This window comes from Nocardia sp. NPDC101769 (assembly GCF_044766925.1).
Classification (GTDB): domain Bacteria; phylum Actinomycetota; class Actinomycetes; order Mycobacteriales; family Mycobacteriaceae; genus Nocardia.
In genome coordinates, this window is the sequence record NZ_JBIWMX010000027.1 from 1 (window position 1) to 23,631 (window position 23,631).

Here is a 23,631-nt window from a genome sequence, read left to right on the forward strand (position 1 = left end):
ACGGGATGCCCGTGTAGAGCACGAACAGGATGCCGCACAACACTTTTCGGTCGTCGAGCCGCTTGCGGCCGGGATGGCGTGCCTTGCGGGGGACCACCGGCAGCAGGGGTTCCACACGCTCCCACAACCGATCATCGATCTCCCATGGCCTATGTTGTGCCGTCGTATACCTCCAGTCACAGGCGACACACGAAGAACACCAACCGATTCCGCATCATTCCCCCCACCAGCCCCATTTTGTTACGAGTTCTAAGGGAATTCGGCTATGTCGACCCCGACGGCACCCTGCACCGGGTCGGCTCCCCGCTGAGCTAGCCGCATCGCCGCGTGCTCCGGGGAGATCCCGCCTTCGCGGTGCAGTCACGACGGCAGCGATGTCAGCCCTACGGCCATGGGAGGCGGTGCGGCGGCGGCCCGATCGCGTGAACCGCCCTGGGACCGGTCGCGGGCGGCAGTGCCCGGACCCCCGAGGGACCATCTTCCGGGTGCGGTTGCCGTGTCGGTCCGAGTTCGGAAACGGCCGTCCGGCCGGACCCGGGTGGGGTGCGGCCGGACGGGTGGTTCGGGATCGGCTGGTCAGCGACCGAAGCCGGCGCGGCGGAGGGCGTCGGCCATCGAACCGCTGGGGGCGGGCTGGTTGCGGTTGCCGCCACCCTGACGTTGACCGCCCTGGCGCTGGCCACCCTGGCCGCCCTGGCGGTTGTCGCGGTTGCCGCCGCGCGGGCCGCCGCCCTGGTTGTTGCGCGGGCCGCGGTCGGCGCGGTCGGGCTTGGCGTTTCCGGGCTCGTCGTCGAGGCGCAGGGACAGGCCGATGCGCTGGCGCTGGACGTCGACCTCGAGGACCTTGACCTTGACGACGTCGCCGGACTTCACGACCTCGCGGGGGTCCTTGACGAAGTTGTGGGACATGGCCGAGACGTGGACCAGGCCGTCCTGGTGGACGCCGATGTCGATGAAGGCGCCGAAGGCGGCCACGTTGGTGACGACGCCCTCGAGCACCATGCCGGGCTTCAGGTCGGCGACCTTCTCGATGCCCGCGGCGAATTCCGCGGTCTTGAATTCGGGGCGGGGGTCGCGGCCGGGCTTCTCGAGCTCGGAGATGATGTCGGTGACGGTGGGGACACCGAACTGCTCGTCGGTGAAGTCGACCGGACGCAGCGCGCGCAGGGCCGAGGTGTTGCCGATGATCTCCTGAATGCCGCGGCCGCTGGAGTCGAGGATGCGGCGGACCACCGGGTAGGCCTCGGGGTGCACGGCGGACGTGTCGAGCGGGTCGTCGCCGCCACGGATGCGCAGGAAGCCCGCGCACTGCTCGAAGGCCTTGGGGCCCAGGCGCGGCACATCCTTGAGGGCCGCGCGGCTGCGGAACGGGCCGTTGGCGTCGCGGTGCGCCACAATGCTCTCCGCGACCGAGCCGGAGATGCCGGACACGCGGGACAGCAGCGGCACCGAGGCGGTGTTGACGTCGACGCCGACCGCGTTCACCGCGTCCTCGACGACCGCACCCAGCGAGCGGGCCAGCTGCGTCTCGGATACATCGTGCTGGTACTGGCCGACGCCGATGGACTTCGGGTCGATCTTCACCAGTTCGGCGAGCGGGTCCTGCAGGCGGCGGGCGATGGAGACCGCACCGCGCAGCGAGACATCCATGTCCGGCAGTTCCTGCGAGGCGTAGGCGGAGGCCGAGTACACCGACGCGCCGGCCTCGGAGACCACGATCTTGGTGGGCTTGTTCTCGGGGATGCGCGAAATCAGTTCGGCGGCAAGGGCGTCGGTCTCGCGGGAGGCGGTGCCGTTGCCGATGGCGATGAGCTCGACATCGAAGCGGGCGACCAGTGCGCCGAGCACCGCGAGCGACTTCTCGGTCTGGCCCTGCGGCTTGTGCGGATAGATGACCTCGGTCGCGACCGCCTTACCGGTCGAGTCCACCACGGCCACCTTCACGCCGGTGCGGTAGCCCGGGTCCAGGCCCATGGTGGTGCGGGTACCGGCGGGCGCCGCGAGCAGCAGGTCGCGCAGGTTGGCCGCGAACACATCGACGGCATCACGTTCGGCGGATTGCCGCAACCGCATTCGAGTGTCGATGCCCATGCTGACCTGCAGCTTGGTCCGCCACGCCCAGCGCACGGTGTCCAGCAGCCAGGAGTCGGCGGCGCGGCCCCGATCGGCGATGCCGAACTTGACGGCGATGCGGCCCTCGTAGATCGAGCGCTGACCGTCCTCGAGCTCCTCGGTGTCGGGTTCCAGGTGCAGGTTGAGCACCTCTTCCTTCTCGCCGCGCAGCAGCGCCAGGATGCGGTGCGAGGGCAGCTTGCTGAAGGGCTCGGAGAATTCGAAGTAGTCGGCGAACTTCGCGCCCGCCTCCTCCTTGCCGGCGCGCACGGACGAGGTGACCTGTCCGCGTTCCCACATGAGCTCGCGCAGTTCACCGACCAGGTCGGCGTCCTCGGCGAAACGCTCCACCAGGATGGCCCGCGCGCCGTCGAGTTGTTCGGCGTTGTACTGCGCGGGATCGGTGGTCGGGTCGGTCAGTAGCGCGTCGGCCACGGGCTCGTGCCCGGCCTCGCGCGCGATTTGCGCCTTGGTGCGCCGCTTGGGCTTGTAGGGCAGGTAGATGTCCTCGAGGCGGGCCTTGGTCTCGGCGAGCATGATCTGCGCGTGCAGGGCCTCGTCCAATTTGCCCTGACCACGGATGGATTCGATGATCGAGCCCCGGCGCTCGTCGAGTTCACGCAGGTAGCTCAGGCGCTCGTCGAGAGTTCGTAGCTGCGCATCGTCGAGCCCGCCGGTGACTTCCTTGCGGTAGCGGGCGATGAACGGCACGGTCGACCCGGCGTCCAGCAGTTCGACGGCGGAGCGCACCTGCTCCTCGCGCACCCCCAGCTCGTCGGCGATACGCCGGCCGACGCTGGCGAGGCGGACGGTGCTCTCGGTGCTCGCTGCACCCGTGGATGCGGCATCTGTGGATGCTGCGCTGACGGTTTCGGAGGCTGTCGTCACGCCCGCAGACACTACCGCCGCCACCCGACACCCGGTGCAAGGCCCACTCACGATTCGGTCACCATCCCCGCGACACCGAGCCGGAACCGCCGTCACACGCCGATGATGGCAGGATCGCCCGGTGCCGATCCCGACTCTCCGCGAACGTCTTTCGCACCACGCGTTCCGGACCGCCGCCGGCGCCGCTCTCGCCGCGGCAGCACTGGTGGGGACGGTCGGTTGCGTTCGCGCGACCCGTCCTCGGATACCGGCGGGCCCGGGCGTCGATGTGTTCCGGTGCGCCGCAGCGAACGGGCGGTACGTCATCGGCGGATGCGCGGCCCCGGCCCTATCGCCACCGTGAAGATCGGGGACACGATCGAGACCAACGACATGGCGAACGGGACATCACCCGGGCAGCCGTAACGCGGCCTCGGACAAGGAACTTCGCATTCCGCTCGCCGACGGGGTCGGCGCTCACGCTCGACAGTTACGTCCTTGCCGACGACAAGAACATGCGGCTGCCGGAACCCGATGGTAAGACCCGATGGAGCATTCCGCTCGATGCGGCGAAGGGGGAGACGCAGCCGCGGTCAAGCTGTCCGAGCGCGCAGTGGGCTCAGCCGAAATCCCTTGGGGACGTCTTGAATTCGGGGCAGTAGACGGTAACGGCGGCGCGGATGAGCGTTTGCGCGTAACCCCGCTCGTCGGTCGCCACGACAGGAGTGCCCGCGCGCAGCCGGGCGCAGATGTCCTTGCCCTCCGCGATCAGGCGCTGCCCGTCCGCGGTGTCCTCGTAGCCGGGCGACGCGACGGTCTGGTCGCCCAGGTCACTCAGGAAGAGCGCATCGAGGTTGTCCGCGACCGCCTTGCCGCCGCCGAACATCGCGGCGAACAGAGCCAGTCCGGCCAGCGTCGCGCTGAGAAATCCTCTGGTTTCACGCATGACTGACTCTCCTTCAGGCATGGCCCAGGTTATCCGGTAGAAGGTCGGGCCTGCGTTCGGCCGTGCGGCGCAGCGACTGTTCGTGCCGCCACCCGGCGATCTTGGCGTGGTTGCCGGACAACAGGATTTCGGGGACGTCGAGGCCGCGCCAGGACACCGGCCGGGTGTAGGAGGGGCCTTCCAGGAGACCGTCGGAGAACGAATCCTGTTCGTGGGATTGCTGATTGCCGAGGACGCCCGGGATCAGCCGGACGAACGCCTCGGTCATGACCAGCACGGCGGCCTCGCCGCCGATGAGCACGTAGTCGCCGATGCTGACCTCTTCGACACGCACCCGGCGCGCGGCATCGTCGAAGACGCGCTGGTCGATGCCCTCGTAACGGCCGCAGGCGAACACGATGCGCTGTTCGGCGGACCACCGTTGCGCGGTCTCCTGCGTGAACGGGACGCCCGCCGGAGTCGGCACCACCAGGAGCGCGTCGTCCGGGCACACCTCGTCGAGGGCGTCGCCCCACACGGTCGGCTTCATGACCATGCCCGGCCCGCCGCCGTACGGGGTGTCGTCCACCGACTTGTGGACGTCATGGGTCCAGCGGCGCAGGTCGTGCACCTCCACCTCGAGCAGACCCTTGTCGATCGCCTTGCCCAGCAAGGCCGCTCGCATCGGCTCGAGGTATTCGGGGAAGATCGTGATTACGTCGATTCGCACGGCGCTACTCCGGGTCCAGCAGGCCCTCGGGCGGGTCGATGACGATCAGGCCGTCGGCGACCGACACCGTCGGCACCATGGCCAGCACGAACGGCACCAGGATCTCCCGGCCCGCGGGCGGGAACGCGTCCCCGGCCCTGATCGAAAGCAGTTCTCCCGCAGCGGAATGCAGCACCTCGTTGACGGTGCCGACCACGGTGCCGTCGCCGAGTTCGACGCGCAGGCCCTCGAGTTCGTGATCGTAGTACTCGTCCGGGTCCTCCGACGGCGGCAGATCCGCGGAGTCCACCACGAACAGCATGCCCCGCAACGCATCCGCGGCCGTGCGGTCGGCGACGCCGTCCAGACGCAGGAGAAGCCGGCCCGAGTGCTCCCGGACCGACTCCACTTCGAATTCCTGCGTCTGCTTCGCGCGCGGCAGCTTCCCCTTCAGGACGCTGCCGGGCGCGAACCGCAGTTCCGGCTCGTCGGTGCGGACTTCCACGACGAGTTCGCCACGCACACCGTGCGACTTGGCGACCCGCCCGACGACCAGTTCCATCTACTGATCCGTGTCGACCACGTCGACGCGAATGCCCTTACCGCCGATCCCGGCGACCAGGGTGCGCAGGGCGGTCGCGGTACGACCGCCACGACCGATCACCTTGCCCAGATCATCCGGGTGCACGTGCACCTCGACGGTCCGGCCGCGTCGGCTGGTGATCAGCTCGACGTGGACGTCGTCGGGATTGGCGACGATGCCGCGCACCAGGTGCTCGACGGCGTCGGCGACAACGGCGCTCATGCCTCCACCTCGCTGGCGCTCGGCTCCGGCATGACCGCCGAAGCGGCTGTGCCGTTGCTTCGCTCGCTGCGCTCGCTCATGCCTCCACCTCGCTGGCGCTCGGCTCCGGCATGACCGCCGAAGCGGCTGTGCCGTTGGGTCGCTCGCTGCGCTCGCTCACGGCTACTCGGCGGCTTCGGTGGTGGCCTCAGCGGCCTCGGCGGCCTCGTCCTTCTTGGCGGCCTTCTTCTTCGGGGTGACGGCCTCGGCGACCGGCTCGTTCTCGGCGGCAGCCAGGGCGGCGTTGAACAGGTCCAGCTTGGACGGCTTCGGGGCCTTGGTCTTCAGAGTGCCCTCGGCGCCCGGCAGGCCCTTGAACTTCTGCCAGTCGCCGGTGATCTCCAGCAGACGCTTCACCGGCTCGGTCGGCTGCGCGCCGACACCCAGCCAGTACTGAGCGCGCTCCGAGTCGATCTCGATGAGCGACGGCTCTTCCTTCGGGTGGTACTTGCCGATGGACTCGATGGCGCGGCCGTCACGACGAGTACGGGCGTCGGCGATGACGACGCGGTACTGCGGGTTGCGGATCTTGCCCATACGGGTCAGCTTGATACGAACAGCCATGAGCTGATGCCTTTCAAATGGTTGGTCACGTCGCAATTCAGCAGCCCACACGAGGTGGACCCGGTTTTGCGTCAAGTGCTGTGACCGCCGCGCGGTACGGAACCGGAGACGGGCTGACACTGTCCTCGATGAGGACGGTCGTCCATTCTGCCAGAGCACCGGCGGCCCGGAGAAATCGCCCCGACCCGGCCCGGGAAACACCACAGCCCACCGGGTACGACCCCGATGGGCTGCGTCTCACGAAGAGCCTACTGCTGAACCGGGCCCGGCCCGGAGCTCCCGGACGTCAGCAGCTTCACGATCAGTCCGGCCAATACATCGATCGCCAGGGCTTCGATAGACCCCACGGTCATCTCCTCATCAGGTTGAACAACAAACGTCTGAAGCATGACCGATTCACTTTGGTTGCGCAGCCGAATCGCCAGAACCGTCCGACCGGGCCCTCACCTGGGCGTCAGCGGCCGAGTCGGGTACGGGCACCGTCGTCGGTAGTGCACTCGCCGATCACCGCGCACCGCAAGTCATCGAAGTCGACCAGCCGGTAGGCCGAGAATTTCGCCGGCTTGCCCGTCGGAAGTTCGACAATCCACAGATACGGCACCCCGGCTGCCGCATAACCGGCCATCTTCGTGTCGCGTTCCGCGCGCTTGTTGCCCGGTGACCACACCTCAACAGCCAGAACCAACTCGGCCGGTTCATAACTGGTCCGGTGTCGGCGCAGGCGATATGCAGAGGCCAGCCTTCCACCGTCGTCGGACCCAGGGCGTGAATTGTTGAAACCTCCGCAGCCATGGCCGTTTTCCGTCCGATCTGTCTGCTTCGCGCCTGTCAGGCACCACACCGGAGTCGATCAGGTTGCCAATCTATCGACATTGTTCCATGTCGGCCCATTGTTTCCAGGACCGAGCGGCTCGGCCCACGGAACCCGCCATCTGCTACCGATTCGTGGTGACCGGGTCGCGGCGGTGGTGGATGCGGCCGCGCAACACCACCCAGGCGGGAGTGGAGAGTGCGGCCAGGTTCTCGCGTGGGTCTTCCTGGTACACAACGAAATCGGCGGGGGCGCCGGGTTCGATGCCCGGGCGGCCGAGCCAGGTGCGGGCGTGCCAGGACGAGGCCCCGAGGGCGTTGTGCGGGGTGAAGCCCGCGCCGGCGAGGGCGGCGATCTCGTCGGCGATGCGGCCGTGGCGGATGGAGCCGCCGGCGTCGGTGCCGGTGTAGATCGGGACGCCGGCCTCGTGGGCCCTGGCGACGGTGGCGCGGGAGCGGCGGTGCAGGTCTCGCATGTGGGCGGCGTAGACGGGGAATTTGGTTGCACTGTCGGCGATCCCGGGGAAGGTGTCGATATTGACGAGGGTGGGGACCAGGGCGGTGCCGTGGGCGGCCATCAGCGCGATGGTGTCGTCGGTGAGGCCGGTGCCGTGCTCGATGCAGTCGATGCCGGCGTTCAGCAGGCCGGGCAGGGCGTCCTCGCCGAAGACGTGGGCGGTGACGCGGGCGCCCTCGCCGTGGGCGGCATCGATGGCGGCCTTCAGGATGTCGTCGGACCACAGCGGGGCGAGGTCGCCGATCGCGCGGTCGATCCAGTCACCGATGATCTTGACCCAGCCGTCGCCGCGCCGGGCCTGCTCGGCGATGATCTCGGGGAGATCGCGCTCGTCGTCGAGTTCGATGCCTAGTTCGCGGATGTAGCGCCGGGGGCGGGCAATGTGGCGGCCCGCGCGGATGATGCGGGGGAGGTCGTCGCGGTCGTCGATGAAACGGGTGTCGATGGGCGAGCCCGCATCGCGCAGCAGCAAGGCACCCGCGTCGCGCTCGACCTCGGCCTGGGCGATCGCGCCCGCCGAATCCTCGTGTCCGCCACCGTATTTGATGCCCACGTGGCAGTGGGCGTCGACCAGGCCGGGCACGATCCAGCCGGAGGCGTGCACAGTGTCGGCGCCGGGAATCGGTTCGGCGGAGATCAGGCCGTCGCGAACCCAGAGGTCGCGGACTTCGTCGTCGGGTAGGACCACGCCGCGGAAATGCAACCGCATGCCCACCTCCTCGCCTGGGACGGTACGTCTCGACACGAATCCGGGTCCACTATCGCATCAGTCGTCGAGCACGGTGATATCGGTGCGCTCCCGGCACACCTCGCGAATGGCGTCCAGGCCGGCCGCGATCACCGGATGCTCGGCGCTGCCCCGTCGCACCGCGGACAGGTGACGGCGGACCGGGACCGGATCGTCGTGCAGCGGGACGCGCACCACCGCCAGCTCCGGCGGCAGCAACGCGAGCCGGGGCACCAGACTCACCCCGAACCCGTGCGCCACCATGGCCGCCACACCCGGGAAATCGACCGCCTGCCCGGCGATTCGGGGTGTGAACCCGGCGGTGGCGCAGGCGGCCGAGACGACCAGGTGATGGGTGATGCGCGCACGTCCGGTGATCCACGACTCGGCCGCCGCCTCGGTCAGGGCGACGCTGTCGCGCCCGGCGAGCGAATGACCTACGGGCACAAGCAGATCCACCGGCTCGGCCAGCAGCGGGCGCTGCTCGAAACGCAGGTCGTCGGGCGCGGGGCTGCCGGGTGCGGGCAGCACTATCCCGATATCGCTGTCCCCGACCAACAGGGTTTCGAAGCAGTGGGCGCTCTCGTCCTCGATCAGTTCCACGGTCAGCCCCGGATTCGCGTCGCGCAGCCGGGCGGCGGCCGGCGCCACCAGGGCCGCGAGGGCTGTCGGCATCGCACTGATCCGCAACACCCCCGCGATGCCCGCCCGGTGCGCCGCCAGCTCGGCCCGTGCGCTCTCCGCCTGTGCCGCAAGCAGATCCGCGTGCCGCAGCAGCGCGTGCCCCGCGGCCGTCAACTGCACCCTGCGCCCCACCTGCTCGAGCAGTTCGACATCCAGCTCCCGGGCCAGGCCACGCAGCTGCTGCGACACCGTGGACGGCGTCAGATGCAGTGCCGCCGCGGCCGCGGTCACCGTGCCGTGCTCACGCAGTACCCGCAGGGCCTGCAACCGAGGATCGATCATGTGGCAATTCCGAACGATTCGCTGCGAAAACTTTCGATGGACCGAGACTACCGCCCCCGCGAAGACTGGTCTCATGACCGAATCGGACCGACGGTGCCGCCACTGCGGCTGGCCCACAGCCCAACCCTTCCAAGTGCTTTCGCGCCACCGCACCTCCGAGGGCATCGTCAGCTATACCCGCTGCGCCTGCGGCACCCTGCGCATGCACCTGTCCCCTGTGGCCTTCAAAATCTGAAGCACGTGGCCCGGCCCGCCGGCGCCGCGGCGATCACGGCCGGCCGAAATCACCCAGCAGGCTCGACAGGTCCTTCCGGACCGGCAGCCCATGCCCGGGAACCAGAATCCCGGCCTCCAGCGTGCAGAGCGCGCGGGCGCTCGCGAGCGTCCCCGCCTCATCGTGGTTGAACACGCTCGGAAGAAGTTGCAGACCGGTTTCGAGCGCGAGGGGGTGACCGGTGACCAGGGCGTCACCGGAGAACAGCACACCCTCCGACGGCATCAGATACGCGGTGTGACCGTTGGTGTGACCCGGCGTCGGCACCTCGACGAAACCGCCGGGCAGCGCCGCCAGGGTGTCGGCGTCCGCGGACTTGGCGGTTGGCACGGTCATGCCGATGTGACCGACGCAGGCGCGCAGGGTCTGCGCCACCCAGACCGCCCCGCGCCGAGTCCGCAACTGCCGCACCATGTCCACGGGCGTGATCTGCTGCAGGTACTCACGTTTGGCGTGCCGGACCTCCTCGGCGCCGGTGTAGACCGGCACGCCCAGGCGTTCGACCAGGGTCGGAATCGCACCCATGTGATCGAGGTGCGCATGCGTCAGCAGGACCGCGGCGATATCGCCGAGCTCGTGCCCGATCTGGCGCACCGAGCTCAGCAGCGACTCGGTGTCGGCGGGATATCCGGCGTCCACGACGGTCACACCGCGCTCGTCACTGACCAACGCCCAGTTGACGTTCGTGCCCGCGACGACGTAGACGGAATCGGAGACCTGGTCGATTTTCACGTACCTGTCCTCAGTGTTGGATTCGGTGGTCGATCACGGCAGGATTCGATGTTCGATGACGCCGATGCCGTCGATCTCCAGGCGCAGTTCGTCGCCGGGAGCCAGCCATCGGCCCACCTCCATGCCGCTGCCACCGGGCAGGGTGCCGGTGGCCAGCAGCTCACCCGGATACAGCTGCTCGGAGCGCGAGACATGCGCGATGGCCTCACCGAGCGAGAAGCGCATGCCCTCGGTGCCGGTGCGGGACACCGTTTCCCCATTGATCGCCACCGTGGCCGTGAGCCGATCGAGCCGGTCGGCCACCGCTGCACCGGCGACCGCTGTCGCGGACATCGAGCTGACGAAATGCTTGGACTTCTGCGGGCCGAAACCCGACCGCATTTCCGCCAATTGCACATCCCGCGCCGAGAAGTCGTTGACGACCACCACCGCTGCGATCGCGGCCAGCGCCTGCTCCGGCGATGCGTCGCACAGCGGAGCGCCCAGCACCACCCCGAGTTCGAGCTCGAAATCCAGGGCGCGACTGTAGGCGGGCGGCGCGATCGGGACACCCGAGGGCACGATGGTCAGCGCATTGGACAGATAGTAGATGGGCTGGGCGTACCAGAGCCGGTGCGGCCGGTAGGCCGGGAACGTCCGGCGGGTGAGCGTCTCGAATGCCTGCCCGAGCCGGTATCCGGCCGGCAGGAACCGGCGGGCCATCCCACGCGCGGCGTCCACGGCATGCTTCTCGTAGAGCATGAAGTCCCGGAACGAGGCCGGGCACACCGGCAGCACCGTGGCCCCGTCGGCGAGGTCCAGGCGCTCGTAGCGGGCCAGCTCGAACTCCTCGGTCCAGGCCGAGGGCACGAGATCGGCTGCGCCGCCATCGGATTCGCCGACCGTCGTCCACCCGCCGCCGGTGTCGATCTGGCGGAGGATGCGCCGCCGGCCGCGGTCGAGGGTGCGGCGCAGGCGCGGGAGCGGGGGCGGTTCGGTCATCGCATCACCGGTTCTGCCGCGTCGGAGGACACCAAGTGGTCACGCAGGAACCGTACCGATAATTCCGACCACTGCACGGCGTGACCCACGGCGCATGCCTTCTGGGCCGAGCGCTATCGCCTGATGGGACCGATCCTCGCCCGCGCCGCCCTGGCCGGATACGTGACCCGAGCCCTCGGACCCGATCCCGCGCACCACTGAGCGCCGACCCGCATCACCCTGGCAGGACCGCACGATCACCCTTGGCCGGGAACGCAATTCGGCCCCGCCCGGGTGGGGCGGGGCCGAATCAGGTTCGAGCGGATCAGTTCTTGGGGAAGTTCAGCTTCGACAGGTCGAAACCTTCCAGACCCGGCGGGAGTTCGTTGAGACCGGCGGGGAGGTTGGAGAGGTCGGGCATACCGGCGGGCATGCCGCCCGGGAGGCCGGGCATACCGGGGAAGCCGCCGCGCACCTTCGGCGGGGTCGGGCCGCGTCCGCCCTTCTTGCCCTTCTTGCCCTTCTTGTTGGTCTTGCCGCCGCGGCCCGCGCCCGGCAGGCCGAACTGCCGGGACATCGCGCCCATCATCTTCCTGGCCTCGAAGAACCGGTCGACCAGCTGGTTGACATCGGACACCGAGACGCCCGAGCCATTGGCGATGCGCAGGCGGCGGGAGGCGTTGATGATCTTCGGGTTGGCGCGCTCGGCGGGGGTCATGCCACGGATGATGGCCTGTACCCGGTCGAGCTGCTTGTCGTCGACCTGGGCCAGCACGTCCTTCATCTGCCCCGCGCCGGGCAGCATGCCCAGCAGATTGCCGATCGGGCCCATCTTGCGGATGGCCAGCATCTGCTCGAGGAAGTCCTCGAGGGTGAGCTCACCCGAGCCGATCTTGCGGGCGGCCTCCTCGGCCTGCTTGGCGTCGTAGACCTGTTCGGCCTGCTCGATCAGGGTGAGCAGGTCGCCCATGCCGAGGATGCGGCTGGCCATGCGGTCGGGGTGGAAGACGTCGAAGTCCTCGAGCTTCTCGCCGGTGGAGGCGAAAAGGATGGGCTGGCCGGTGATTTCACGCACCGACAGGGCCGCGCCACCGCGGGCGTCGCCGTCGAGCTTGGTCAGCACGACACCGGTGAAGCCGACACCGTCGCGGAAGGCCTCGGCGGTGGAGACCGCGTCCTGACCGATCATGGCGTCGAGGACGAACAGGGTCTCGTCGGGGTTGACGGCGTCGCGGATCCCCGCGGCCTGCCGCATGAGCTCCTCGTCGATGCCGAGGCGACCGGCGGTGTCGACGATGACCACGTCGTACTGCTTGGCGTTCGCCTCTTCGATACCGGCACGCGCCACGTCGATCGGGTCGGAGGCCGATACGCCCAGCGGGTTCTCGCCGCCGCCGATGGAGGTGCCCGGATGCGGCGCGAAGACCGGCACCCCGGCCCGCTCGCCGACCACCTGCAGCTGGGTGACCGCGCCGGGACGCTGCAGGTCACAGGCCACCAGCAGCGGCGTATGTCCCTGTCCCTTCAGCCATTTGGCGAGCTTGCCCGCGAGGGTGGTCTTACCTGCACCCTGCAGACCGGCCAGCATGATGACGGTCGGCGGGTTCTTGGCCAGCCGCACCCGCCGGGTCTCGCCACCGAGGATATTGATGAGTTCCTCGTTGACGATCTTGACGACCTGCTGCGCCGGATTCAGGGCGCCGGAGACCTCGGCGCCCTTGGCCCGCTCCTTGATCTTGGCGATGAAGCCGCGGACCACGGGCAGCGCCACGTCGGCTTCGAGCAGCGCCAGCCGGATCTCGCGGGCGGTCGCGTCGATGTCCGCCGGCGACAGGCGTCCCTTGCCACGCAGATCCTTGAGGGCACCGGCCAACCGGTCGGAAAGGGATTCGAACACCGATGCTCCTGATCTCGAGGGACGTCACTCGAGATACCAGGGTAGTGGGATCCGCGTGATGCCGTTGCGCCAGGCTCGGACCTGCGCGAACGAGGTGGCACGCCAAGCGGTTCCGGCGGCTATTCCAGCGAGCGGGGACGTGGGCCGGGCCGGCGCAGATCATGGTTCTCGGTGGCGACCATGCCGACCGCCTCGCGGGCAGTGAGGCCCAGTTCGAGGGCCAGCCCGTCGAGCAACGCCCATTCGGCGTCGGAGGGCCCCTGGTCGGCGACGGTGGACGCGATGGTCATCGCGGTCACCGCCTGCTGGCCGCTGAGGGTGCGCCCCGGCAGCCAGGAGACCACCCAGCGATCGCCGCCGACGCAGCGGGCGATGTGTGCGGTCAAATCGCTGGTCATCATCGATGCGGACACGACTTCGATTGCCACCGACCTGCTCCCCTCATGCTCGCGACAGCTTGGGACCTCCGGATCGACCTTGCACGCGAATATTAGGGTGTGACGCCGATCACCCGACCGGTATTACAGCAAATTACCTGCAACATTCTGATTAACTGGCAAACATGCGGTTTGCCAGCTAATCCCAGTTCCTGGCGAATAATGGGGAAACGTCTGGAAGATCCGATTCAACTGTCCGATTCGAGAGGTTTCTTCGGTTGTTGCGGCGGCACCACCGCCAGCATCGCCGCCTCGATCTCCGCGCGCCGCCCGGGCGTGTCGGTAGCGCCCAGATCCAGGCAGAACGAGTCGATGACCGCCGAACCCATGGTCACCACCTTCGCCCAGCAGACATTCACCCCGGCCTCGGCGAGCGCCGCGGCCAACCGGCTCAGCAACCCGATGCGATCCTCGGCACGCAATTCCAGCAACACCCGGCCCGGATCGGCGGTCTCGTGCCAGAACACCCGCGGCCGCGCCTGCGCGAACGGGCTCGGCTGGGTGCCGCCCGCGTCGCGCTCCTTGCGGGCCAGCACCGAGGCCAGATCCAGATCGCCGTTGATGGCGCGAATCAGTTCCTGGCGCAGCAGGCCCGGGTCCGGCGGATCACCGAAACGCGGTGCCACGACGAAGGTATCGATGGCCGAGGCGCCCACGCTGGCGAGTTCGGCCGACAACACCCGCAGCGAATGCACGGCCAGCACGCCCGCCGCATCGGAGAGCAGACCCGGATTATCGGGCGCGACCACGGTGACCACATGGTGGTAGCGGCTCTCCCCCGGCTTCAGATCCACGTACACGCCACCGGATTCCGCGCGGGCGCGCAGCTCGTCGGAAATCGGGGTGGGCTCGGGCAGAGCGTCGCCCGCCATGGCCGTGCGGCAGTTGCGCACGAGATCGCCGATGAGCGAGGCCTTCCAGTCGTTCCACACGCCGGGCCCGGTGGCCAGCGCGTCGGCCTCGGCCAGGGCGTGCAGCAGTTCCAGCAACTGCGGGTCACCATCGAGGGCGTCGATCACCATCTTCACGGTGTCGGAATCGGTGATGTCGCGCCGCGTGGCCGTGTCGGGCAGCAGCAGGTGGTGCCGCACCACGCCCGCGAGCGTCTGTACGTCGGAAGGCCACAGCCCCAGGCGATTTCCGATGGAGACGGCCAGCTCCGCGCCGACCACGCTGTGATCCTCGGTGCGGCCCTTGCCGATATCGTGCAGCAGCGCGCCCAGTAGCAGCAGGTCCGGGCGGGCGACCCGGGTGGACAGCGCCCCGGCCTGGGCGACGGTCTCCATGAGGTGACGGTCCACGGTCCAGGTGTGCATGGCATCGCGCGGCGGCAGGTCGCGCACCACGCCCCATTCCGGAAAGAGCCTGCCCCACAGGCCCGTCCGGTCCAGCGCCTCCACGGCGCCGACGGCGCCGCGGCCCGTGCCCAGCAGGACCAGCAGGTCGTTGAGGGCTTCCTTGGGCCACGGCTCGCGTAGCTCGGGCGCGTCCTCACCGAGCCGGTTGAGCGTGGTCGCCGACATCGGCAGCCCGGTCTGCGCCGAGGCCGCGGCCACCCGCAGGATCAGCCCGGGATCGCGCTGCGGCCGGGCATCGCGGGCGAGCACCACCTCCCCGGAGTGTTCGACCACCCCCTCATCGAGTGGTCGGCGTACCGGGGCGCGGCGCAAGCGCGCGAGCCCGCGCCGAGGCAGCGCGTTCCCTGCCGTCCGCAGCCCGACATCGGTGGAGTAGCTCACCGTGCGGGCCGCATCACTGAGCGTGCGGGCCAGATCGAAGCGATCCCCGATACGCAGGGCCGCCCCGATCTCGTCGGCATCCTGGGCCCGCAACTGGTCGCGGGCCCGGCCCGCCACCCGGTGCAGCTCGGTGCGGACATCCAGCAGGCGGCGATGCGCCTGCTGCAACCCGCCACCGGGCACATCCGGACCGAGCCCCGGCATGGCGTCGGTCAGTTGTGCGATGGCGAGAGCGTCCAGCAGCTGGATGTCCCGCAGCCCGCCGCGTCCGTTCTTGATATCGGGCTCGGCACGGTGCGCGACGTCTCCGCTTCTGCGCCAGCGGGTTTGGGCCTGCTCGATCAGGGCATCGAAGCGGGACCGGATTCCGGCGCGCCAGTCCCGGCGCACGCCGCTGATGAGCAGGTTGCTCAGACCGTCGTCGCCAACGATGTGCCGGGCCTCGAGCATGCCGAGGGCGGCGGTGAGATCGTCGGCGGCCACACGCAGCGCCTGCGGGACGGTGCGCACGCTGTGATCGAGCTTGATGTGGGCGTCCCACAGCGGATACCAGAGGTGATCGGCGACCTCGGCGACCCGCTGCGGGTCGACGTCGTCGTAGAGCAGCACCAGATCCAGATCGGAGTAGGGCAGCATTTCCCGGCGGCCCAGTCCGCCCACGGCGACGAGCGCGAGCCCGCTGTCGGCGGTGATGCCGACCTCGTGGCCCTTGGTGGTCAGCCACAGTTCGTAGAGATCCACCAGCGCTTCCCGCAGCGCCTCGGGGTCCAGACGGGCCGAGCGGCCGTTGGCGCTGTGCTCGGCGAGCAGTTGGTTGCGGGCCCGGACCAGGTCCGAGGCTCCGTCGGAAACCGTCTCGGCCTCGGTTCTGTCGTCGCGTTCCTGCTGGAAACCCACAACCCACCACCCATCTGAATTCAGTTCGTCGCCGCACATGGGGGCGGCCCCGCCACCGCCGGTTCGACACCGACGGTGGCCGGGGCCGCCACTGGTTCCGCTGCTCCGGTTACCGCCTACAGAGCGTCGGAACCGCGTTCGCCGGTGCGCACCCGGACGATGGCGTCGACCGGGGTTACCCAGACCTTGCCGTCACCGATCTTGCCGGTGCGGGCGGCTTCCACGATGACCTCGACGACCTTGTCGACGGAGGCGTCGTCCACGACCACCTCGACCCGAACCTTCGGGACGAAGTCGACGGAGTACTCCGCGCCGCGGTAGACCTCGGTGTGGCCCTTCTGGCGGCCGTAACCCTGAACCTCGCTGACGGTCATGCCGAGCACGCCCGCCTGCTCCAGGCCGGTCTTCACGTCCTCCAGGGTGAACGGCTTCACGATCGCAGTGATCAGTTTCATTTTCGTCATGCCTCCTTGACGGCGGCGGTGCGCGCCGCACCACCCACAGCAGCGAAATCGTATGCCGTTTCAGCGTGATCCGACTCGTCCATGCCCACGAACTCCTCTTCCTCCGTAGCGCGGAGGCCGATCGTGAACTTGATGGCGAACGCGATGATCAGCGTCACGATGAACGAGAAGGCAAGCACCACACCGGCTCCCACGGCCTGACGCCACAGCTGGTTGAAACCGCCGCCGTAGAACAGACCCGCGACACCGGCCGGCGCCTCCTTGGTGGCCACCAGGCCGACCATCAGGGTGCCGATGATGCCGCCGACCAGGTGGACGCCCACCACGTCGAGCGAGTCGTCGAAGCCCAGCTTGAACTTCAGGCCCACGGCCAGGGCACAGGCGGCGCCGGCGACCGCGCCGATGGCCAGCGCGCCCAGCACGTTCACCGAGGAGCAGGACGGGGTGATGGCGACCAGGCCCGCGACGAGGCCGGACGCGGCGCCCAGCGAGGTGGCGTGGCCGTCACGGATCTTCTCCACGAGCAGCCAGGAAAGCATGGCGGCACAGGTCGCGAAGGTGGTGGTCAGGAAGGTCGAACCCGCGGTGCCGTTGGAGGACAGCGCCGAACCGGCGTTGAAGCCGAACCAGCCGAACCACAGCAGACCGGCGCCGAGCATGACGAAGGGCAGGTTGTGCGGACGCATCGGGGTCTTCGGCCAGCCCTTGCGCTTACCGAGGACGAGGCACAGCGCCAGACCCGCGGCACCGGCATTGATGTGGACGGCGGTACCACCGGCGAAGTCGATCACGTGCAGCTTGTTCAGGATCCAGCCACCCTCGTGGATGACATTGCCGTCCGAATCGGTGGCGTTGCCGTCGAAGACCCAGTGCGCGACCGGGAAGTAGACGACGGTGGCCCAGACCGCGGCGAACAGCGCCCAGGCGCCGAACTTCAGGCGATCGGCGACCGCGCCCGAGATCAGGGCGACGGTGATGATCGCGAACATCAGCTGGAATGCCACGAACACGGTCATCGGGATGTGGGTGTTGCCGGCCAGCGGGATGCCGACGACCTTGGTCGGATCGGGATCCGACACCGCGTCGGGACCGATTAGTCCCTTGAGACCGAAGAACTGCTTCGGGTTGCCGATCAGTCCGAACTTGTTGTTGCCGAACGATGCCGAGAATCCGTAGATCGCCCACAGCACGCCGACGATGCCCATGGCACTGACGCTCATCATGATCATGTTGAGCACGTTCTTGCTACGGACCATACCGCCGTAGAAGAACGCGAGCCCAGGGGTCATCAAAAGCACCAGTGCTGAACTCGCCAACATCCAGGCCGTGTCGCCGGTGTTCGGCAAATCAACGATGGGGTACGCCACCTTTTGTCCTCCTCATCTCTGGCCCCGCAGCAACCTGCGAATAAGCCTGCAATGAGATTCACCAGTCGGTGTTTCAGCCGTGATCCTGCGGCGTTTCGCGTAGGTGAACGGGTGAGCTTGCAGTGTTGCGGTCACGTTTCCGGAACCGCACCGCTGTTACGGCGAGATGGTGAGGATGATGTTGATTTCGGTATCGGCGCTGTTCAGCGGCCGTTATCCGAGCAGGGCGTCGACGAAGGCGCCCGGTTCGAAGGGTGCGAGATCGTCGGCGCCCTCTCCCAAACCGACCAGTTTGACCGGAACGCCCAGCTCATGCTGCACCTGGAAGACGATGCCGCCCTTGGCGGTTCCGTCCAGCTTGGTCAGCGCGACACCGGTGATGTCCACGACGTCGGCGAAGACCCGCGCCTGCATCAGGCCGTTCTGGCCGACCGTGGAATCGAGCACCAGGATGACCTCGTCAACCGCGGCCTTCTTCTCGACCACGCGCTTGACCTTGCCCAGCTCGTCCATCAGGCCGGTCTTGGTGTGCAGGCGACCCGCGGTGTCGATGAGCACCACGTCCACGCCGCGATCGATGCCGGCCGACACCGCGTCGAAGGCGACGGCCGCGGGATCCGCCCCCTCCTTGCCGCGCACGGTCTCCGCGCCCACGCGCTCACCCCAGGTCTGCAGCTGATCGGCGGCCGCGGCGCGGAAGGTATCGGCCGCGCCCAGCAGCACGCGGCGGCCGTCGGCCACCAGCACCCGCGCCAATTTGCCGGTGGTGGTGGTCTTTCCGGTGCCGTTCACACCCACGACCAGCAGGATCGACGGGTGATCGGCGTGCGGTAGGGCACGGATGGAACGATCCAGCTCGGGTCGTAGCGCGTCGACGAGCACCTCGCGCAGCAGGGCGCGCGCGTCGGCGGCGGTGCGGATGCTGCGGGCGGCCATCTCCTGACGCAGCCGCTCCACGATGGCGGCCGTGCTGGCGGTACCCAGGTCGGCCATGACCAGGGTGTCCTCGATCTCCTCCCAGGAGTCCTCGTCCAGATCGCCACCGCCCAGCAGACCGAGCAGCGACTTACCGACGGCGTTCTGGGAGCGGGACAGGCGACCACGCAGCCGGGTCAGGCGGCCCGCCGTGGGCTCGATCTCGGCGATGGCCGGGGCCGCAGCCTCGGCGAGGGGAGCGGTTGCGGGCGCGGCGGCAGGCGCGCCCGCGTGTGCGGCAATGGCGGCCTCAGCGGCAGCGGCCACCTCGGCGGCGGCGACGGCGGCCTCCGCGGCCTCCTCGGCGGCGGCCTCTTCCGAGGCGGGGTGCTCGACGACATCCCCGGCGGCCGTGCCGGCCGCGGTCTCACCGGCCTGCCCGGCGGCCTCGACGGCCGCGGCTCGGGCGCTGTCCTCGGCGTTCTCCGTCGGCTGGATGGTCACATCAGCCGCGTCGGCGGCCGGGGCGGATTCGGTGGCGACGGGCTCGGCGGGCGTGGCGGGCTCGGTGGGCGTGACGGGCTCGGCGGGTGTGACGGGCTCGGTGGGTGTGACGGGCTCGGCGGGTGTGACGGGCTCGGTGGGTGTGACGGGCTCGGTGGGCGGAGCGAGCTCGGGGCCCTGTACCGGGTCGGGGAGGCGGACATTGGTGATGCTGCGTTTGGCGGCGTCGCGCGGGACGGCGGCGTCGTCGCCGATGTGCGGCTGTCCCTCGTCGTCGGTGCGCTCGGGCGGGAGCGGCTGCGGCCTGGGTTTGCCGGCGGGCGCCTTCTCGCGCTCGGCGGTGCCGGTGCCCTGGCTGAAGTTGAATCCGCTCGCGGCCTGATATCCGCCGGACCGGTCGGTCACCTCCTTGGTCTCGGTGACCTCCGGGGTCAGCGAGATCCGGCGACGCTTGTTCAGGGCATAACCGGCCACCAGCGCCACGAGCAGCACCGCCGCGATCGCGGCGATGAGAATCCACAGTTCAGCAGTCGTCACACCCCCATCCTTTCAGAGGCACTTGTCTTGCCGGATTCACATACCTACCGACGTGTCGGGGAGCAGTGACGCCTATCACACAGCTATGCCGTGCGATGCGGAGACACGCCGGGGCGGGGCCTGGAAATCCCAGCAACTACCAACCGGTCTGCTCTAGAACGTGCCACAGTGCGGAAGGAGCGGCGAATGCGACACCGAGACAATAGGATCGGCGACGTGACCGATCGAAATGTGCTTGGGGGACCGCTGGAGGAGTGTGGCACCGATCCTCTCACCGGCTTCTACCGGGACGGCTGCTGCAGCACCGGTCCCGAGGATTTGGGCAGCCACACCGTCTGCACCGTGGTGACGGCGGAATTCCTGGAGCACCAGAAGTCGATCGGCAACGACCTCGTCACTCCGCGGCCCGAGAACAACTTCCCGGGCCTGCAGCCGGGCGACAGGTGGTGCGTGGTGGCCGTGCGCTGGCTGCACGCCCACGAGGACGGGGTGGCCGCGCCGGTGGTGCTGGCGGCCACCCACGAGAACGCCCTCGAAGTGGTGCCCATGGAAACCCTGCGCAAGTACGCCGTCGACGTCCCCGACGACGTCAGCGACCTGCTCTGAGACCCTGCCGCAGTCGGCTCACCCGCCGGTGCGCAGCCCGTCGTCACTACTCTTGCGCAGCAATGCCTCTGTGGCGCTGCGCAATTCGACGCGGGCCGCGCACAGCTGCGGGTCCGAGGCGAAGGCCACGCGGTCGGCGCCGGCGTGCAGGGGGCCGTTGAGGACCTGCAGCGTGATGGAGCCGGCGACGGCGCCGAAGAACAGGGCGATCAGGGCGGGGCGCTCACCGGCCAGGGTGAGGGCGAGCGCGGCCTGACCGCCGAAGACGGCCGCGGTGGCCGCCGAGACCACCAGCGAGTGGGTCATGTCGGCGCGCAGCGCCTCGCCCTCGTCGTAGGCGTCCACCACGGCGATGCCCAGGCCCAGCACCACCAGGTCGGCCGCTGTCACCGACAGCATGGCCGTGCGTGGCAGGACATTGAGCCCCAACAGGATCAGGGCCGCACTGAGCCCGAGCAGCAGCGCGCCGATGGTGAGCAGGCCGGCCGCCGACCGCCGCGAATCCTCGGACCACTCGGCGTGCTGTCCCAGCATCCCGAGCATGGTGCCGAGCAGCGCCAGCAGGGTGAGCGCGCCGAGCAGGTATCCGGCGGGCAGGAAGCCGCCAGCGGCGGGCATGGCCAGCAGGGCGCACACCGGCAGCAGCCCGACCCGCCACCAGCGGTCCGCACGCTCGACCGCGCCGAGAGGCAGCAGCCGCACGAAGACTCCGCTGAAGGCCAGCACCGGCGCGCACATCAGCACGATCCGCAAGCCGTCGAACCAGGAGCTGCCGCCGGCCAGCCGATCCGCCACCACTGCCGCGGCGAACGCCAGCAACCCGATGGCAGCCCTGCGTAACAACGGCTTTCGCGGATCCCGCGCCAGTAGATACAAACCGAGCCACCATGCGACACCGAACGTCGCGGCCGACACCCAAACCACGCAGGGAGCGTACTTCCCCACCCGCCCATTGCGGGTCCATACGAAAGACGCCGGATATGGCCTTCTACCAGTATTTTTCGCCTCGATACCCGTCTCGTCACACCTTCGCATCCGTTCGGACACACCCAGGTCACGAAGTGCCCCAACGGCTTTCAAGGAGGGGCGATCAGGTGCTCATGCCGGGGTGGCGTGGCGACGGCGATGGGCCTTCTGACGGCAGGCGGCGGAGCAGTAGTGGGCCGGACGACCGGTGCCGGTCGGGTGGATCGGGGTGGCACAGATCGGGCAGTGCGGCGTTTCGTCACGAGCGGTGGTTTCGTCACGGGTCGCGGGCGGGTTCCGGAGTTTCGTTACGGTGCCGGGCGCGGGCCGGGCGCGCATGGAGTCCAGGACCAGGGCGGCGGGGCGGGACAGTTCGTGACCCGGGCTGAGGCGTTGGATGGCAACACATCCCGTGAACAGGGCCAGCACGTCGGAGAACGCGAGGTCCGGGCGGACCGCGCCGGCGCGCTGTGCGGCGACCAGCAGATCGTCGAGGGCGGCGTGGAAGCGGGCGCCCGCGTCCTGCAGCAGTTCGCGGGGCCAGCCGTCATTGGCGGCCAGGTCACAGACGGCCTGGTTGCGATGGGCGGAGGTGATGACCTCGGTGCAGAACGTGAAGAAGGCCCGGCCCGGGTCGGGCGCGTCCCGCAGGCGGTGCGCGACAGCGGTGAGGCGGTCGATGCGCTGCTGCATAACCGCCTCCAGCAGTGCGGTTTTGGTGGGGAAGTGCCGGTAGACGGTGCCCGCGCCGACGCCCGCGCGGCGGGCCACCTCGGCCAGTGACACCGCGACGCCGCCCTCGGCGAGGGCGCGCTGTGCCGCGGCCAGCACCAGAGCGCGATTGCGGCGCGCGTCGGACCGGGTGTTCGGGGTGGGCCTGTCGTGGGACAGGGCCGGTTCCACATGGGACAGGGCGGGTGCGGACATTTCGTTACGCGGGTCCTTTCCGGTGGTGGCCAACGGAAACGGGCGGTTCTAGCGTCGGTATTCGGGTCGATCGACCCGAATACTACCGAACGAACGGGTGACGATGTCTTCTCGTAATGATCCGACCGAGCCTTCTCGCAATGATCTGGTGCTGGTGACCGGGGCGACCGGCAAGCAGGGCGGGGCCACTGCGCGCCGGCTGCTCGCCTCCGGCCGGGCGGTGCGAGTGCTGGTGCGTGATCCGGAATCACCTGCGGCACAGGAACTCGCGGCCGCGGGTGCGCAACTGGCCGTCGGGGACTTCGACGCTCCCGAGTCCCTCGCCCCGGCGCTGTCCGGCGTGGTCGCGGCCTTCCTGGTGCCGCCCGCGACCTTCGGCCCGAACGGGTGGGACACCGAACTGGAGGCCGAGCGCGGCACGCGGTTCATCGCGGCGGCGCGGGCCGCCGGGGTGGAGTTCATCGTGTTCACCACCGTTGCCTCCTACACCGACGACGGAAAGTGGGGCGCGCAGGGCAAGCGGCGGGTGGAGGAGGCGCTGCAGTCCAGTGGTCTGCACTGGACTATCCTGCGCCCGGCCCGCTTCATGGAGAACTACTTCATGCAGGGCTTCCCGGTGGACGGCATCAACGATGGCGTGCACAAGCACCTGTTCCCGGCGGACCGGCGGGTGCAGTCCATTGCCCTCGACGATATCGCCGTATTCGCGCAGCTGGCCTTCGAGGATCCGGCCCGATTCCACGGCCGGGTCCTGGAGTTGGCCGGTGACGATCCGACCATGCCCGCCGCGGCCGCGGCCATCACGGCCGCCACCGGACACGCGGTGCGATATCTAGAGGGCACCGAGGCCGAGGCCGATGCCATGGGGCCCGAGGTCGGGGCGGTCTGGCGCTTGTCGCGGCAGGGCCAGGGCTGGCACGCCGATATTCCCGCGCTGCGCGAAATCCACCCGGGTTTGCGGACTTTCGATATGTGGCTCGCCGAAACCGGTGCGGCGCGGCTGAAGTCGCTGCTGGACGGGTGAGAACCGCGGGCGAGGAGGACCGGAGCCTCCCCTCCCGCGGTCACGGGACTCGGTAGGTCACGGCAGGGCGCCGTTGTAGTCGGGCAGCTTGAAGGTCTTCAGGGCATGCCCGCCGGACAGGTCGGAGGCGCTGTTGCCGATATTGGCGACGATCGTGTAGCCCTGGGCCTCGATGGAGACGCGGGTGGCGGTCTTGTAGTCGGCGAGGGCGCCCGCGCCGCTGGAGCCGGTGGTGAGGCCGCCGCCGTAGAGGCCGTCCACGGGGTAGCCGACGGTGGTCAGGTTGATCCAGGCGTTTCACTTTGCCCCGCACCGCAATCCCGCTCATCGGGACGCCGCCGCCA

General features: G+C 69.1%; 23 protein-coding genes. 2 read left to right on the forward strand and 21 right to left on the reverse strand.

Translation table 11 applies throughout. From position 1 onward, the window contains the following. The 18 genes from ACIRRA_RS32825 to ftsY form a co-directional block, all read right to left on the reverse strand. On the reverse strand, window positions 1–127 hold a 127-nt coding region (locus ACIRRA_RS32825; protein WP_402776563.1), incomplete at its 3' end, for a transposase. Window positions 128–576: 449 nt separating this feature from the next. Continuing rightward, window positions 577–3,000 carry a Tex family protein gene (locus ACIRRA_RS32830; protein ID WP_402776347.1) on the reverse strand — a complete coding sequence of 808 codons (2,424 nt, stop codon included), beginning with the start codon at window positions 2,998–3,000 and terminating at the stop codon, window positions 577–579. A gap of 598 nt (window positions 3,001–3,598) precedes the next feature. Next, on the reverse strand, window positions 3,599–3,925 hold the full coding sequence (locus ACIRRA_RS32835; protein WP_402776349.1) for a DUF732 domain-containing protein: 327 nt from the start codon (window positions 3,923–3,925) through the stop codon (window positions 3,599–3,601). A gap of 13 nt (window positions 3,926–3,938) precedes the next feature. After that, window positions 3,939–4,634, reverse strand: coding sequence for a tRNA (guanosine(37)-N1)-methyltransferase TrmD (gene trmD, locus ACIRRA_RS32840; protein ID WP_356997765.1), 696 nt, complete (start codon window positions 4,632–4,634; stop codon window positions 3,939–3,941). 4 nt (window positions 4,635–4,638) lie between these two features. Continuing rightward, window positions 4,639–5,175: a ribosome maturation factor RimM gene (gene rimM, locus ACIRRA_RS32845; RefSeq protein ID WP_402776353.1), complete on the reverse strand. Its 537-nt coding sequence runs from the start codon at window positions 5,173–5,175 to the stop codon at window positions 4,639–4,641. Next, window positions 5,176–5,418 carry an RNA-binding protein gene (locus ACIRRA_RS32850; RefSeq protein WP_029930032.1) on the reverse strand — a complete coding sequence of 81 codons (243 nt, stop codon included), beginning with the start codon at window positions 5,416–5,418 and terminating at the stop codon, window positions 5,176–5,178. A 162-nt stretch (window positions 5,419–5,580) separates the two neighbouring features. Further along, the gene (rpsP, locus tag ACIRRA_RS32855) at window positions 5,581–6,021 is read right to left on the reverse strand and encodes a 30S ribosomal protein S16 (protein ID WP_354837712.1); all 441 of its coding nucleotides are present in this window, start codon (window positions 6,019–6,021) and stop codon (window positions 5,581–5,583) included. A gap of 454 nt (window positions 6,022–6,475) precedes the next feature. Next, window positions 6,476–6,862: a Uma2 family endonuclease gene (locus ACIRRA_RS32860; protein ID WP_402776364.1), complete on the reverse strand. Its 387-nt coding sequence runs from the start codon at window positions 6,860–6,862 to the stop codon at window positions 6,476–6,478. A gap of 94 nt (window positions 6,863–6,956) precedes the next feature. Then, window positions 6,957–8,057, reverse strand: a complete 1,101-nt coding sequence (locus tag ACIRRA_RS32865; RefSeq protein WP_402776366.1) for an amidohydrolase family protein — start codon at window positions 8,055–8,057, stop codon at window positions 6,957–6,959. A 57-nt stretch (window positions 8,058–8,114) separates the two neighbouring features. Next, a complete protein-coding gene (locus ACIRRA_RS32870) occupies window positions 8,115–9,041 on the reverse strand; it encodes a LysR family transcriptional regulator (RefSeq protein ID WP_402776368.1) in 927 nt (308 codons plus the stop codon). 268 nt (window positions 9,042–9,309) lie between these two features. Beyond that, window positions 9,310–10,047, reverse strand: a complete 738-nt coding sequence (locus tag ACIRRA_RS32875) for an MBL fold metallo-hydrolase (protein ID WP_402776371.1) — start codon at window positions 10,045–10,047, stop codon at window positions 9,310–9,312. A gap of 33 nt (window positions 10,048–10,080) precedes the next feature. Then, complete coding sequence (locus ACIRRA_RS32880; protein WP_402776374.1) at window positions 10,081–11,028, reverse strand: fumarylacetoacetate hydrolase family protein; 948 nt, start codon at window positions 11,026–11,028, stop codon at window positions 10,081–10,083. Window positions 11,029–11,332: 304 nt separating this feature from the next. Then, window positions 11,333–12,904 carry a signal recognition particle protein gene (gene ffh / locus ACIRRA_RS32885; RefSeq protein ID WP_402776377.1) on the reverse strand — a complete coding sequence of 524 codons (1,572 nt, stop codon included), beginning with the start codon at window positions 12,902–12,904 and terminating at the stop codon, window positions 11,333–11,335. 119 nt (window positions 12,905–13,023) lie between these two features. Continuing rightward, entirely contained in the window at window positions 13,024–13,332 is a 309-nt protein-coding gene (locus ACIRRA_RS32890) for a hypothetical protein (protein WP_356997748.1), read from the reverse strand. A 197-nt stretch (window positions 13,333–13,529) separates the two neighbouring features. Beyond that, entirely contained in the window at window positions 13,530–15,977 is a 2,448-nt protein-coding gene (locus tag ACIRRA_RS32895; RefSeq protein WP_402776380.1) for a [protein-PII] uridylyltransferase, read from the reverse strand. 116 nt (window positions 15,978–16,093) lie between these two features. Then, window positions 16,094–16,432, reverse strand: coding sequence for a P-II family nitrogen regulator (locus ACIRRA_RS32900; protein WP_040859831.1), 339 nt, complete (start codon window positions 16,430–16,432; stop codon window positions 16,094–16,096). Between the two features lie 5 nt (window positions 16,433–16,437). Continuing rightward, window positions 16,438–17,760, reverse strand: a complete 1,323-nt coding sequence (locus tag ACIRRA_RS32905) for an ammonium transporter (RefSeq protein ID WP_402776565.1) — start codon at window positions 17,758–17,760, stop codon at window positions 16,438–16,440. A 261-nt stretch (window positions 17,761–18,021) separates the two neighbouring features. Further along, the gene (gene ftsY, locus ACIRRA_RS32910) at window positions 18,022–19,764 is read right to left on the reverse strand and encodes a signal recognition particle-docking protein FtsY (protein WP_402776384.1); all 1,743 of its coding nucleotides are present in this window, start codon (window positions 19,762–19,764) and stop codon (window positions 18,022–18,024) included. 216 nt (window positions 19,765–19,980) lie between these two features. Here ftsY and ACIRRA_RS32915 point away from each other — a divergent pair, with 216 nt between their 5' ends. Next, window positions 19,981–20,370 carry a DUF2237 domain-containing protein gene (locus ACIRRA_RS32915; protein WP_326357779.1) on the forward strand — a complete coding sequence of 130 codons (390 nt, stop codon included), beginning with the start codon at window positions 19,981–19,983 and terminating at the stop codon, window positions 20,368–20,370. A gap of 18 nt (window positions 20,371–20,388) precedes the next feature. On the opposite strand, the gene ACIRRA_RS32920 is transcribed toward ACIRRA_RS32915, so the two are convergent. Continuing rightward, a complete protein-coding gene (locus ACIRRA_RS32920; RefSeq protein WP_402776389.1) occupies window positions 20,389–21,294 on the reverse strand; it encodes a hypothetical protein in 906 nt (301 codons plus the stop codon). A gap of 174 nt (window positions 21,295–21,468) precedes the next feature. After that, the gene (locus ACIRRA_RS32925; RefSeq protein ID WP_402776392.1) at window positions 21,469–22,263 is read right to left on the reverse strand and encodes a TetR/AcrR family transcriptional regulator; all 795 of its coding nucleotides are present in this window, start codon (window positions 22,261–22,263) and stop codon (window positions 21,469–21,471) included. Between the two features lie 103 nt (window positions 22,264–22,366). On the opposite strand from ACIRRA_RS32925, the gene ACIRRA_RS32930 reads away from it, so the two are divergent. Continuing rightward, entirely contained in the window at window positions 22,367–23,287 is a 921-nt protein-coding gene (locus ACIRRA_RS32930) for an NmrA family NAD(P)-binding protein (protein ID WP_402776395.1), read from the forward strand. Window positions 23,288–23,344: 57 nt separating this feature from the next. On the opposite strand, the gene ACIRRA_RS32935 is transcribed toward ACIRRA_RS32930, so the two are convergent. After that, the gene (locus ACIRRA_RS32935; RefSeq protein ID WP_402776399.1) at window positions 23,345–23,548 is read right to left on the reverse strand and encodes an HAD family acid phosphatase; all 204 of its coding nucleotides are present in this window, start codon (window positions 23,546–23,548) and stop codon (window positions 23,345–23,347) included. Window positions 23,549–23,631: the final 83 nt, after the last annotated feature.

Bases quoted from the DNA above. Each gene is read 5' to 3' on its own strand.
- ACIRRA_RS32925 (WP_402776392.1), bottom strand. From the start codon at position 22,263: ATGTCCGCACCCGCCCTGTCCCATGTGGAACCGGCCCTGTCCCACGAC.
- ACIRRA_RS32880 (WP_402776374.1), bottom strand. From the start codon at position 11,028: ATGACCGAACCGCCCCCGCTCCCGCGCCTGCGCCGCACCCTCGACCGC.
- rpsP (WP_354837712.1), bottom strand. From the start codon at position 6,021: ATGGCTGTTCGTATCAAGCTGACCCGTATGGGCAAGATCCGCAACCCG.
- ACIRRA_RS32930 (WP_402776395.1), top strand. From the start codon at position 22,367: ATGTCTTCTCGTAATGATCCGACCGAGCCTTCTCGCAATGATCTGGTG.
- ACIRRA_RS32865 (WP_402776366.1), bottom strand. From the start codon at position 8,057: ATGCGGTTGCATTTCCGCGGCGTGGTCCTACCCGACGACGAAGTCCGC.
- ACIRRA_RS32835 (WP_402776349.1), bottom strand. From the start codon at position 3,925: ATGCGTGAAACCAGAGGATTTCTCAGCGCGACGCTGGCCGGACTGGCT.
- rimM (WP_402776353.1), bottom strand. From the start codon at position 5,175: ATGGAACTGGTCGTCGGGCGGGTCGCCAAGTCGCACGGTGTGCGTGGC.
- ACIRRA_RS32900 (WP_040859831.1), bottom strand. From the start codon at position 16,432: ATGAAACTGATCACTGCGATCGTGAAGCCGTTCACCCTGGAGGACGTG.
- ACIRRA_RS32905 (WP_402776565.1), bottom strand. From the start codon at position 17,760: ATGTTGGCGAGTTCAGCACTGGTGCTTTTGATGACCCCTGGGCTCGCG.
- ACIRRA_RS32870 (WP_402776368.1), bottom strand. From the start codon at position 9,041: ATGATCGATCCTCGGTTGCAGGCCCTGCGGGTACTGCGTGAGCACGGC.
- ACIRRA_RS32850 (WP_029930032.1), bottom strand. From the start codon at position 5,418: ATGAGCGCCGTTGTCGCCGACGCCGTCGAGCACCTGGTGCGCGGCATC.